This is a genomic window from Thermococcus sp. 21S7, from assembly GCF_012027615.1.
Lineage (GTDB): Archaea > Methanobacteriota_B > Thermococci > Thermococcales > Thermococcaceae > Thermococcus.
In genome coordinates this window covers 155,883-165,848 of the sequence record NZ_SNUT01000004.1, presented here as the reverse complement: position 1 = coordinate 165,848, position 9,966 = coordinate 155,883, and the positions used below count along the sequence as shown (strand labels likewise).

The 9,966-nt window shown below is 56.1% G+C and carries 18 protein-coding genes and 2 tRNA genes; all 20 read right to left on the bottom strand.

Features of this window, described 5'->3' with window-relative positions; all coding sequences use genetic code 11:
- Positions 1–23: 23 nt before the first annotated feature.
- Positions 24–431 (bottom strand): 30S ribosomal protein S9, encoded by a 408-nt coding sequence (locus E3E51_RS08030; RefSeq protein WP_167912584.1) that lies wholly within the window; start codon positions 429–431, stop codon positions 24–26.
- Positions 432–442: 11 nt separating this feature from the next.
- Complete coding sequence (gene rplM / locus E3E51_RS08025) at positions 443–871, bottom strand: 50S ribosomal protein L13 (RefSeq protein ID WP_167912583.1); 429 nt, start codon at positions 869–871, stop codon at positions 443–445.
- A gap of 6 nt (positions 872–877) precedes the next feature.
- Positions 878–1,243 carry a 50S ribosomal protein L18e gene (locus E3E51_RS08020; RefSeq protein ID WP_167912582.1) on the bottom strand — a complete coding sequence of 122 codons (366 nt, stop codon included), beginning with the start codon at positions 1,241–1,243 and terminating at the stop codon, positions 878–880.
- A gap of 68 nt (positions 1,244–1,311) precedes the next feature.
- Positions 1,312–1,399, bottom strand: a tRNA-Leu gene (locus tag E3E51_RS08015).
- A 1-nt stretch (position 1,400) separates the two neighbouring features.
- Entirely contained in the window at positions 1,401–2,186 is a 786-nt protein-coding gene (locus E3E51_RS08010; RefSeq protein WP_167912684.1) for a DNA-directed RNA polymerase subunit D, read from the bottom strand.
- Positions 2,187–2,214: 28 nt separating this feature from the next.
- Complete coding sequence (locus E3E51_RS08005; protein WP_167912581.1) at positions 2,215–2,637, bottom strand: 30S ribosomal protein S11; 423 nt, start codon at positions 2,635–2,637, stop codon at positions 2,215–2,217.
- Entirely contained in the window at positions 2,634–3,176 is a 543-nt protein-coding gene (locus E3E51_RS08000) for a 30S ribosomal protein S4 (protein ID WP_167912580.1), read from the bottom strand. The genes E3E51_RS08005 and E3E51_RS08000 overlap by 4 nt, the downstream gene beginning before the upstream one ends.
- A 10-nt stretch (positions 3,177–3,186) precedes the next feature.
- Positions 3,187–3,636, bottom strand: a complete 450-nt coding sequence (locus E3E51_RS07995; RefSeq protein ID WP_088179872.1) for a 30S ribosomal protein S13 — start codon at positions 3,634–3,636, stop codon at positions 3,187–3,189.
- A 39-nt stretch (positions 3,637–3,675) separates the two neighbouring features.
- Positions 3,676–3,762, bottom strand: a tRNA-Ser gene (locus E3E51_RS07990).
- A complete protein-coding gene (locus tag E3E51_RS07985; protein ID WP_167912579.1) occupies positions 3,748–4,335 on the bottom strand; it encodes a class I SAM-dependent methyltransferase in 588 nt (195 codons plus the stop codon). Before E3E51_RS07985 ends, E3E51_RS07990 begins: the two co-directional genes overlap by 15 nt.
- Positions 4,336–4,375: 40 nt before the next feature.
- Entirely contained in the window at positions 4,376–5,050 is a 675-nt protein-coding gene (locus E3E51_RS07980; protein WP_167912578.1) for a hypothetical protein, read from the bottom strand.
- A gap of 338 nt (positions 5,051–5,388) precedes the next feature.
- On the bottom strand, positions 5,389–6,393 hold the full coding sequence (locus tag E3E51_RS07975) for an RNA-guided pseudouridylation complex pseudouridine synthase subunit Cbf5 (protein WP_167912577.1): 1,005 nt from the start codon (positions 6,391–6,393) through the stop codon (positions 5,389–5,391).
- Positions 6,332–6,643 carry a type II toxin-antitoxin system HicA family toxin gene (locus E3E51_RS07970; protein WP_167912576.1) on the bottom strand — a complete coding sequence of 104 codons (312 nt, stop codon included), beginning with the start codon at positions 6,641–6,643 and terminating at the stop codon, positions 6,332–6,334. Before E3E51_RS07970 ends, E3E51_RS07975 begins: the two co-directional genes overlap by 62 nt.
- Positions 6,615–6,836: a type II toxin-antitoxin system HicB family antitoxin gene (locus E3E51_RS07965; protein ID WP_167912575.1), complete on the bottom strand. Its 222-nt coding sequence runs from the start codon at positions 6,834–6,836 to the stop codon at positions 6,615–6,617. The genes E3E51_RS07970 and E3E51_RS07965 overlap by 29 nt, the downstream gene beginning before the upstream one ends.
- Before the next feature lie 48 nt (positions 6,837–6,884).
- Entirely contained in the window at positions 6,885–7,592 is a 708-nt protein-coding gene (locus tag E3E51_RS07960) for an SDR family NAD(P)-dependent oxidoreductase (RefSeq protein WP_167912574.1), read from the bottom strand.
- Positions 7,593–7,666: 74 nt separating this feature from the next.
- Positions 7,667–7,918, bottom strand: a complete 252-nt coding sequence (locus E3E51_RS07955) for a 50S ribosomal protein L14e (RefSeq protein WP_167890261.1) — start codon at positions 7,916–7,918, stop codon at positions 7,667–7,669.
- 13 nt (positions 7,919–7,931) lie between these two features.
- A complete protein-coding gene (cmk, locus tag E3E51_RS07950; protein WP_167912573.1) occupies positions 7,932–8,513 on the bottom strand; it encodes a (d)CMP kinase in 582 nt (193 codons plus the stop codon).
- A gap of 10 nt (positions 8,514–8,523) precedes the next feature.
- Positions 8,524–8,796, bottom strand: a complete 273-nt coding sequence (locus E3E51_RS07945; RefSeq protein ID WP_167912572.1) for a 50S ribosomal protein L34e — start codon at positions 8,794–8,796, stop codon at positions 8,524–8,526.
- Between the two features lie 42 nt (positions 8,797–8,838).
- Complete coding sequence (locus tag E3E51_RS07940; protein ID WP_167912571.1) at positions 8,839–9,366, bottom strand: EMC3/TMCO1 family protein; 528 nt, start codon at positions 9,364–9,366, stop codon at positions 8,839–8,841.
- Positions 9,359–9,949, bottom strand: a complete 591-nt coding sequence (locus E3E51_RS07935) for an adenylate kinase (RefSeq protein WP_167912570.1) — start codon at positions 9,947–9,949, stop codon at positions 9,359–9,361. Before E3E51_RS07935 ends, E3E51_RS07940 begins: the two co-directional genes overlap by 8 nt.
- Positions 9,950–9,966: the final 17 nt, after the last annotated feature.

Sequence of the window (9,966 nt, the reverse complement as noted above, 5' to 3'; positions counted from 1 at the left end):
TCTTGAATATTAAAGGAAAGCGGTCAGCGGTAGGACTTCTGCCTCTTGGCGCGCGGACCCTTGGTTGAGCGGTTGGGCTTGTGCGGCTCGGTTCTCCTGCTGTCACCGACGAGCATGGTCCTGTCGTACTTCATAAACTTTTCCTTGAGGTTCATGTCGTTGGTCCACTCAACGAGTGCCCTGGCTATGGCGACGCGTGCAGCCTCTGCCTGTCCCATGAAGCCTCCGCCCTCGACCTTAACGTCTATGTCGACCTTGCCCACTATCTCCTCGCCAGCGAGGACGAGCGGCTCCATGATGGTGAAGCGGGCTATCTCCGGCTCGATGATCTCAACCGGCTTGTGGTTGATCCTGACGCGGCCCTTTCCTTCCCTGATGGTGGCCCTCGCGATGGCCGTCTTTCTCTTACCAGCAGTCTGGATGACCTTCATTTTCTCTCACCTCAGAACTTTCCACCGAGGAACTTGGCAACCTCGCCAACGGTAACGTACTTCGGGGTTGCGAGCCTTGACATGTGGGCCTCGATTATGGTCTCAAGCTCCCTGCCCTCGAACTCCTTTGGAACCCCAGCGTAGACCTTGAGCCTCTTGAAGGCCTTCCTTCCGCGGTCGGTCTTCCAGGGGAGCATTCCTCTGACGGTTCTCCTGACTATCTCGTCGCTCCTCTTCGGATAGAACGGACCCTTCCTCGGGTTGGTCCTGGTCCTCAGCTCGGTTCTCTGCTTGTACTTGGCGAAGATGTCCTCGCGGTTTCCGGTGATGATGGCCTTGTCGGCGTTGACTATGACAACTTCCTCGCCCTCAAGGAGCATCTTGGCGACCTTCGAGGCGAGCCTTCCGAGTATGAGTCCTTCAGCGTTAATTATCCTCATGGCCCATCACTCCATTATGATTACTCCACTACCCTTCGGGTTTCTCTCGATGAGCTCCTCAATGGTGAGGACCTCTCCACCGGCCTCGACTATCTTCTTCTTGGCCGTCTCGCTGAACTTCCAGGCGGCAACGGTGACCTTGTGCTCAAGCTTTCCTGCACCGAGGACGCTTCCGGGAACGATGACGGTGTCGCCGTCCTTGGTGTAGCGGTTGATCCTGCTGACGTTCACTTCAGCCCTCTGCCTCCTGGGCCTCTCAAGGCGCCAGGCTATGTCCTTCCATATCTTAACCCCTTCCTCATTAGACTTCTTTCTGAGGTAGCGGATGAGCCTCCTCAGGTTGATGTCAGTGGGTCCGGTTCTCTTGACCATGAACATACCTCCTTAACGCTCTCTCGCAGGTGGGAAACCGACAGGTCCAACGGGGTGAGCGTAAATACTGGTGCGGGGGCGGGGATTTGAACCCCGGAACCCCTACGGGACGGGACCCTGAATCCCGCGCCTTTGGCCAGGCTCGGCTACCCCCGCGTCAGTCGGACGCTAATTTATGGAGTTCGCTTATAAATCTATCGCTCTTCCTCATGAGGATTTTGAGGGCTATGGCCACGATTTCCTCAACGGGAAGTTCTCCATTGGTCTCCACTGTAAACACAAACGCCCCGGGAACTACCTCTTCCCTTATCTTGTCACCGAGGTAGGCCTCAAACTTTCTCGGCAGGTAGAATGCCTTGATGGTCGTAATGATGAGCTCCTCGCCAGTCTCCTCAACGGGAAGACCGCGCCTCTCTGCGAGCGTCTTAAGCTCCTCCCAGCTGGGAATCTCCTTGCTCACGTGGATTTTCGTGAGGTACTTGTAGTAGACGAAGCCGGGCTGCCACTTGGCGTGGTTCCTGCCGCGGCCGAGCTTGGCGTAGGCGTTGAGCGTGAGCCTCTGCCCCTCCGCGAGCTTGACTATCGGTATGTCCGGGTTGGCGGGCTTGACGCCCTCATCGTCGCTCTTGAGGTCGCCGGAGTAGACCATTCCGGGCCCCTCTACCTCAAGGGAGAGCGTAACGGTGTAGTCGTCGAGCTCAAGGGCATCCAGCGAGAACCTCTCAACCGGGGTGGTGAGCGGAATCATCGCCAGCCTGTGGGCGATTATCTCGTCAAAAAGGGCTGAATCGTTCTCGAAGAACTCGACTTCATCAATGGCAAAGGTGGGAACCTCAGCGAGGATGGTTCTCCTCAGTGCGTTGGCGAAGGGAACGTCAACTCCCTCCACGAGGAATTTAACCGAGTTCTCCCTTTTCTCAAGAATCTGAAACTTTGGCTCCATCGGCATCACCAAAAAAGAAGTTGTGGGGTCAGACGCGCCTGCCCCTTCTTCCGCCCTTCGGCCTGGTGCCGTCGTGCGGAATCGGGGTGACGTCCTCAACCCTTCCAATCCTCAGACCTGCCCTAGCGAGCGCACGTATGGCTGCCTGGGCACCCGGTCCGGGGCTCTTGCTCCTGCTTCCACCGGGGGCACGAACCTTGATGTGAACGCCGACGAAGCCCTTCTCCATGGCCTCCTCGGCGGCCCTTCTCGCGGCAATCATGGCCGCGTAGGGTGAGGGCTCGTCCCTGTCGGCCTTGACGACCATACCACCGCTCCACCTGCTGACGGTCTCGGCCCCGGTGAGGTCGGTGATGTGGATGATGGTGTTGTTGTAGGAGGAGTAGATGTGGGCAACTCCCCACTTCTCCTTCTTCTTAAGGTTAACCTGCTGCTGGGTTTCCTCGCTCATGCCTCACCACCCTGCTTGGCCTGTTCGATAACCATCCTCTCGGGGTGGCTCTCCTTCGCGAAAGGAGAGGTCTTCGAGTAGGCTATAGCGTCTTCCTCCTCCCTGAGAACGAGGTATCCCGGGGAGCGGATGATCTGTCCATTGACCTCGATGTGGCCGTGAACTATGAGCTGCCTGGCCTGCCTGATGGTCCTGGCGAGGCCCTTCTTGTAGACGAGGGTCTGAAGGCGCCTGTCGAGGACGTCCTCAACGGTGAGTGAGAGAACGTCATCCAGGACGGCATCGGCCGGGAGGAGGCCGAGCCTGTTGAGCCTCTGGAGGAGCTGAACCCTCTCGACCTCTGCCTGCCTGCCGCGGGCGGCAAGGAGGCGCCTGGCCCTACGCCTGAACTCCTTGAGCTGAGTCTCGTGCCTCCAGAGTTCCTTCTTGTTCTTGAGGGCGTACTTCTTCATGAGGACTCTCTCGCGGTCGAGCCTCTCCTTAATCCAGGGGTGAGAGGGAGTCTCATACCTCTTCCTCTGCCTCTTAGGGTCTCCCATCTAAACCACCTCACTTCTTCTTCCTTCTCACGCCAATGGTCGAGCCGTGCCTGAAGTTCGACCTGGTCCTCTGTCCGCGGAGCGGAAGGCCGAGCTCGTGCCTTATGCCGCGGTAGGCGCGTATTCTCCTGAGCCTGTTGACGTCCTCACGCCAGGCCATGACGAGCTTGGCGGTGATGAGGTGCATGTCCTTGCCGGTCTCGTAGTCCTTCGGCCTGTTGACTGCCCAGGCGGGTATACCGTGGGCGATCGGGTCTTCGAGCACCTTCTCAATCTTCTTGACCTGCTCGTCGGTGAGGTAACCGGTCTTCATGTACGGGTCGATTCCTGCAACCCTGAGCACCATGGTGGCGAAGTTTATGCCTATACCCCTGATGCCCGTGAGGGCCCATCTCAGCTGCTTATTTCCGTCCAAATCAACTCCCGCTACACGGACTATGTGTCTGAAGTTGTCCGTCATTACGAATACACCTCCATCTCAATCCTTCAGAGAGGATTTTGGCGCCGGGACGGGGATTTGAACCCCGGTGTCCAAGCGGACACGGGCTCTCAAGGCCCGCGCCATCCCAGGCTAGGCGATCCCGGCATACACGCGGTAGCCGCTCCCCTTAGCCAGCTCTCTCACTTCGGTGAAGTGGTCATCCATTAGAGCCTTAATATACTTTGCCCCCTGCTTCGTCTTAATCACCAGCTGCAGGAGGCCTCCATCGTTGAGATGCCGGGGAGCGTTTATAACTATTTCCCTCAGCACTTCCTTCCCCGCGTGCACCGGGGGATTAGTGATGATTGCGTCGAACTTTTCGCCCCTAACGGGTTCGTAGAGGCTTCCCCATCTCACCTCGGCGTTTCTAACGCCGTTGATTTTTAAATTTTTCCTCGCTATGCTGACGGCCCTTCTGTTCACGTCGGTCATGACGACATGGCCCACGAAGCGCGATGCCACTATTCCTATCGCCCCATAGCCGCAGCCCAGGTCGAGGACGCGCCAGTCCTCATCGAGTATCATGCTCTCTATGAGCAACTCCGTTCCCCTGTCTAGCTTCCCGAAGGAAAAGACACCGCTCGCTGTGATGAACCTGAAGCACTGCCCCCTGAGGCAGACCTCTATGGTCTTCGTCTTCAGCGGGACATTGGGCTCCTCGGAGTAGTAGTGGCTCATGGGGGGTGCTTCGTTGAGGGGTTTATAAAGGTGAAGGAGCTCAATTAGAAGAGACGAGCCACTCCTCCCACCGGTGACTTTCCCCATCTTTCAAAACACCGTATTCCCACAGGAGCAGGCGGGTCTTGGAGTCGATGACGAGCTTGAGGACGGCATCCTCTGTCTCCGCTCGCACCATGAGGCAATCCCTGCCGTTTATCCCCCCCACATCCTCAACGGTGAGGTTGGCACAGCACAGTTTCAGTGTGTAACCCTTCTCCGGCTTCAAACGCTCAAAGACGGGTGAGTAAGGATAACCTACCCTAAAGAGCTCAACCCCGGCCTTTTCCCCCTCAACAAAGATTGAACCGTCAGGCTGGTAAATAACCGCCCTTGAACCGATCACCTCAGCGCGGTCGGTGCCGTTGAAGGAGGAATGGCTCGGCAGCCACCAGTCGGTTCTGAACTCTCCGACCATAACCGTCCGCCCCTTCTCGCGGGTTACCGTGAAGACGGTGGTGGTGTTCAGCTCCAGCTTCCGGCCGGAGTACACGCGGGACTCGTATGTCAGCGTCACTTTTCCATCGAGGTTGTCGAGGCCGGTGGCGTTGAACCTCACAACAGGCTCCGCCATGCCTCGGGGCAGGCTGGTGTAGTAGAGCACTCCGGAGGCCATGACGAGGATAACGGCAAACCCCACGAGCAGGGCAACGCGCCTCATACCGTAGCCACCCACCCGTATTCTACCGTCAGCCCTTATAAGATTTTCCTTTCATTGATTGAAAAATTTTCGATTCTTTGTGATGTTAAAATAACGAACGAAATAAGGGATCCTAATCCACGAGTTGAGATGCACGCAAATTAGTCTTTGAGAAAGGGTAGGAAAACAAGCTTCAGGAAAAACCCCGCCACTTAATGTCGGCGCCCGAAGGGCGCTAAGGAAAAGAACTCTCACCAAGATGGGCAATTTAGAAGAAAACCCAAAATCAAAAACAACCCAAAAAGCATGCCAGCTTTGACGAAACTTTGCCCGGCAAAGTTTCTTAACGTGGGGCGGAGCCCCCTTGTCTTTCGTTACCAGAGTTTGGGATACCAGTCCCTCGGCATGAAGACCTTGTCAACATCAACCGCTATACCCTTGCTCTTCTGGAGCATTTCACCGCTCGTCATGGTGGCCTTGCCGAGTGCAACGAGTTCATCCTTGAGCGTCATGACCGCAACGAGGTCGCCCCTCTTGATGCCCTTGTTGAGCTTCACTATCCCTGGAACGGCCAGGTCGGCGCCGTAGGTTACGGCGGCAACGGCTGAATCCCTTATCCACACCTTGGGAAGGTGCTCCACAGCTTTTTCCATCGGCTGTATCGCCTTCCTGAAGTACTCCTCGATGCCGTCGTCCTTCCAGAAGTGGTAGTAGTCTACGAGGTCGTGAAGGGTCACGAGGGTTTCGTCCTCCTTGAAGGGACCGCTTCTCGTTCTCCTCAGCTCGGCCATGTGCGCTCCGACCCCAAGGGCAAGGCCGATGTGATGAATGAGCGACCTGATGTAGGTTCCTGCCTCGACTCCAACGCGGAAGAGCACATCTTTACCGTCTATCTCAAGAATCTCAATGTAGTAGACCTTCCTCGTCCTCAGCCTTCTCTTGACCGCGCTCCTCAGCGGCGGCCTCTGGATTATCTCACCCTCGAATTCCTTCATAACCGCGCGGATTTTGTTCTCAGGGACGTCGCCGTGGAGGTGCATCAGCGCGACGTACTCCTTTCCCGCGGGCAGGAGTGCCTGAACGACCCTCGTGGCCCTCTCAAGTGCAACCGGCAGAACCCCGCTGACCTTGGGGTCGAGGGTTCCGCCGTGGCCGGCCTTGCTCAGGTTGAAGAGCCTCTTGATCCACGCAACAACCTCGTGGCTCGTCGGTCCGGGGGGCTTGTCGAGGTTTATTATCCCGAACTGCATGTGCATTTCCATGGGCCTCTTCTCCGGCGGAAAGCCCCATTTTGGATTCGTCTCGGCCTTCTCGTCCTTAACCAGAACCTCTCGCTTTATGTCGGCCGGAAGGATTCTCCTCACTTCGTCCCTCGCCATGAGCATCACCTATGGGTCTTCCAACACCCTGATGAAATCCTCCTTTGCTTATTTGAGCAAGTCTCAGTACTCCCATCAACGTGCCGGCTTTTAACTCTTTGTGAAGCGGAACCACTGTTCCAATTTTTCTACCATCAATATACTTGACAAGCACTACCTGGCTGCCTCTTTGGCGAGACACTTCAAAACCAAACTTTCTGGTGAGCACTTTAATGACCTCTTCACCCGAGAGCCTTGGCAACTTCGACATTGAAATCGCCCACGAACTTTACTTTCTCAAGCTCCTCCCTCAGCTCAGGAAACTCCTCAAGATACAGCTCAACGGCCTCCTTAAGGTTCTCAATGGCCTCCTCTATTGTCTCTCCCTGAGTGGTTATCCCCGTAAAGACTTCACGAATTATGTAAACACCCTCCTCTTCCCAAATGACGGCATGGAGTTGCATTCAGCTCACCCCCCTTACAGTTTTTGGTTCGTAACTTAATAAATCCACCTAATACTTGAACCTGTAGGTGAACACCGGCCAGTTCGGGAGGTATTTGACGAGTTTCAGGTAGCCCGGCACAAAAACTTCCCGTTTGCCCTTTTCGAGCCCATTGAACACCGCCCGTGCAACCTCTTCCGGCTCTATCGAGCCCTTCGGAACCTTTCCGTTCCAGAATCCTGTCTTGACCTGCTTGGGATATACCCTCATAACATGGATTCCCCTATCCAGGAGCTCCTTTTCGAGGTTCACTGCCAGGTAGTGGAGCGCCCCCTTGGCGGCGCAGTAGGAGGGAATCTCCGGTACATTGACAAAGGCCACACCGCTGATTACGAAAACAACCGTTGAGCCGCTCCCGAGGAAGGGGAGAAGTTCCCGGGTCAGTTCAATCGGGGCCACGGCATTGACTCTGAAAACACCTTCCAGATCGTCCCCGGAGTGCCCAAGTAGGGGCTTTCTCAGGGCGAATCCGGCGTTGTTGATGAGCAGATCGAGTTTGCCAATGCCCAGTTCTCGCAAGGCCCCGGATATTCTCTCGGGGGAGTTTCGGTCGCGGAAGTCCGCGACAATATACTCAACGTTCCCCAGACTTTTGAGGCCCTTTAACCGCTCCCTGCTCCTGCCGACCGCTATGACCAAGTAGCCTTTTTCAACAAGCCCTTCAACCAGAAGCTTGCCTATGCCTCCAGTTGCACCCGTCACCAGTGCGGTTTTCATGGAACCACCGAAAGGTGTTGAAGAAGAGACTTAAAAGCGTTGGGAAGTAAGAAGAGGCCGAAAGGCCTCGGCAATCACTCAAGGCTGATTCCAGCGCTCTCAAGGGCGGCCTTGACAGCCTCGTCGTCGGCGCCGCGCTCAATGCTGACCTTCTCCGGAAGGGGCTCAAGGTGCTTGACGTTCATCCTCCTGCGCTTGACCTTGTTGAGGCCAGCGCCGGTAACGAGGACGAAGTTCCTGTCGATGACGTCCACGACGACTACCTTCTCTCCGGCCCTCCTTCCGGCGATTATAACGGCAAGCCTTCCGACTTCCATGGCTGGCATTCATCCCACCTCCTCATCTTTTGTTGCCCGGGTTTTCACCCGACCCCGCGTCACCGTCGGGGTAAAGGTGGTCGATGGCGGCCTTCACAATCTCGAAGACCCCATCGGGACCCCATTTGGCTGTGTTGATTATCAAGTCGTAAATCGACTTGTCGTCGATGTCAATTCCATAGAGGTTTAAATACCTTTTCCTGTTGCCCTTCTCACGCTCGGCGATTCCCACGAAGGCCTCCTCAACGGAGACCCCCTCGCGGCGGGCAACTCTCCTGGCGCGCTCCATTATCGGAGCGTCAAGCCATATCTTAAGGTCTGCATCCTTGACCATCCAGCCGGCGAGGCGGCCCTCAATAACGACGTTGCACTCCTTGGCTGCCTCCACCTGCCTCCTGTCAACCTCACGGTCGATCTCGGGGTGAAGTTCGGCGTACTCCTGGAACTCCTCAAGCGACATGCCCATTTCCTTGGCCATCTGCCGGAAGATGAGTCCCGCGTAGATGTGCTTGAATCCATAGTACTTGGCCAGGTTCCTGCAGAGTGTCGTCGTTCCGGAACCGGCCAAACCGCTGACCGTTATCACGAGGCAGCCCTTCGGCATGATTACACCTTCAGAGGGCTATGCCGGCTCTTACCTGCGCCTTCATAACCTTCCTCATGCAGCTCGGGCAGAGGTTCGGGTAGGGCCTCTCGGGCCTCTTTGCCGTCTTCGGGAGCTTCCTGAGCTCACTCGGCCTGCCGCGCGGAACGCCGTTGAGCGGCCTGCCGCACATGGCGCAGTGGGCAACCTTTGGCTTTCTGCGCTTGAAGTGTATGACGGTCCTTCCACCCGGAGTCCTGACGTACTTCCTTCTCCATGACCTTGACCTGTACATCGGCTTCATTCCTCTCACCTCGCAACCCCTATTTTCAGAGTGTTTTTAAATTTATCCCATGTCAAGGAGCTTCCTGAGAACGTAGCCGGTTACCATCGACGTCAGAACGTACCATCCGACGTAACCAAGCTCGCTCGGCGGAAGTGCGGAGTGCTGCCACCGGTGGAAGAAGTCGAAGACGAAGAAATTGAAGGGGGCCTTCACTATACCCACTTCAACGTACCATCTCCGGAGCCACGCGAAGAATATACCCGCTATCGGAAGGGTGATGAGCGAGACCTTCAGCATGGTGTCCTTCATGACCTCGCTCTGGAGCTTCATGAGCTCCATCTGCTCCTGCTGGAGCTTTTTGAGCTTCTTTTCATCCTTCGCAGCCTGGGCTTCCTTGTACTTCCTCTGGAACTCCTTGCTCTTCCTCTGGAGCCTCTTCACTTTCTCCTGGTCAACCATGAAATAGTTGACGAGGGTGAAGAAGGCACCGAGTATCACACCCGAAACCGTAACCACCCATATCGGGTGGTGGGCCTGTATCATGGGGCCGAACAGACCGTCAAGGAAAGCGTATATCCCCTCAATCATACTCTCCCACCGCCAGGTTAAGTACTTCAACAAGCTCATGAACGGCCTCTTCAAGGCCCTTATCCTCATGGTTCTCGATTATCTTGATGAGCGCGTTCGAGTGCATGGCGTAGCTCACGGCAGCGGCACGGTTCAAATCCTGGTGCCTCTGTATCTGCTCCTCAGTCTCAACGTCTCTGTCGCGCTTCAGGTCGCGGAGGCGCCTTCCGAGTATCTCGCTCGGTGTGGCCTCGATTATGACTATGAAGTTGGGGTTTATAACCTCAATAACCTCCCTGGGGAAGCCGAGGAGATATCCCACCGGCGTCCTTATGGTCGCGTGGGTGTCTATGAGTATCGGCTCGCTCTTGGACATCTCGACTATTCTCTCGGCAGCTTTCATCTGAAGCTCCTTCTGTATCTCGGGGTTCAATTTTCTCATCTCATCCCTGTGGCTCACAAGCCCGGCGGCAACTGCTTCCTCAAACATCAGGTCGCCGAAGTTGACGAGCCTGAACCTAACCTTCGTTTTTCTGAGGGCCAGCCGGGTTATGGTGCTTTTCCCCACTCCGGGAATCCCTGTTATCATGACAACAAACGGCATCACGCTCACCCAAGGAG

What these genes read in the sequence shown, in the direction of transcription:
- E3E51_RS08020 (WP_167912582.1), bottom strand. Translation starts at nt 1,243, where the DNA reads ATGGTCAAGAGAACCGGACCCACTGACATCAACCTGAGGAGGCTCATC.
- rplM (WP_167912583.1), bottom strand. Translation starts at nt 871, where the DNA reads ATGAGGATAATTAACGCTGAAGGACTCATACTCGGAAGGCTCGCCTCG.
- cmk (WP_167912573.1), bottom strand. Translation starts at nt 8,513, where the DNA reads ATGCCGAAGGGCTGCCTCGTGATAACGGTCAGCGGTTTGGCCGGTTCC.
- E3E51_RS07995 (WP_088179872.1), bottom strand. Translation starts at nt 3,636, where the DNA reads ATGACGGACAACTTCAGACACATAGTCCGTGTAGCGGGAGTTGATTTG.
- E3E51_RS07985 (WP_167912579.1), bottom strand. Translation starts at nt 4,335, where the DNA reads ATGAGCCACTACTACTCCGAGGAGCCCAATGTCCCGCTGAAGACGAAG.
- E3E51_RS07960 (WP_167912574.1), bottom strand. Translation starts at nt 7,592, where the DNA reads ATGAAAACCGCACTGGTGACGGGTGCAACTGGAGGCATAGGCAAGCTT.
- E3E51_RS07955 (WP_167890261.1), bottom strand. Translation starts at nt 7,918, where the DNA reads ATGCCAGCCATGGAAGTCGGAAGGCTTGCCGTTATAATCGCCGGAAGG.
- E3E51_RS08000 (WP_167912580.1), bottom strand. Translation starts at nt 3,176, where the DNA reads ATGGGAGACCCTAAGAGGCAGAGGAAGAGGTATGAGACTCCCTCTCAC.
- E3E51_RS08030 (WP_167912584.1), bottom strand. Translation starts at nt 431, where the DNA reads ATGAAGGTCATCCAGACTGCTGGTAAGAGAAAGACGGCCATCGCGAGG.
- E3E51_RS08005 (WP_167912581.1), bottom strand. Translation starts at nt 2,637, where the DNA reads ATGAGCGAGGAAACCCAGCAGCAGGTTAACCTTAAGAAGAAGGAGAAG.
- E3E51_RS07935 (WP_167912570.1), bottom strand. Translation starts at nt 9,949, where the DNA reads ATGCCGTTTGTTGTCATGATAACAGGGATTCCCGGAGTGGGGAAAAGC.
- E3E51_RS07940 (WP_167912571.1), bottom strand. Translation starts at nt 9,366, where the DNA reads ATGATTGAGGGGATATACGCTTTCCTTGACGGTCTGTTCGGCCCCATG.
- E3E51_RS07975 (WP_167912577.1), bottom strand. Translation starts at nt 6,393, where the DNA reads ATGGCGAGGGACGAAGTGAGGAGAATCCTTCCGGCCGACATAAAGCGA.
- E3E51_RS07945 (WP_167912572.1), bottom strand. Translation starts at nt 8,796, where the DNA reads ATGAAGCCGATGTACAGGTCAAGGTCATGGAGAAGGAAGTACGTCAGG.
- E3E51_RS07970 (WP_167912576.1), bottom strand. Translation starts at nt 6,643, where the DNA reads ATGTCGAAGTTGCCAAGGCTCTCGGGTGAAGAGGTCATTAAAGTGCTC.
- E3E51_RS07965 (WP_167912575.1), bottom strand. Translation starts at nt 6,836, where the DNA reads ATGCAACTCCATGCCGTCATTTGGGAAGAGGAGGGTGTTTACATAATT.
- E3E51_RS08010 (WP_167912684.1), bottom strand. Translation starts at nt 2,186, where the DNA reads ATGGAGCCAAAGTTTCAGATTCTTGAGAAAAGGGAGAACTCGGTTAAA.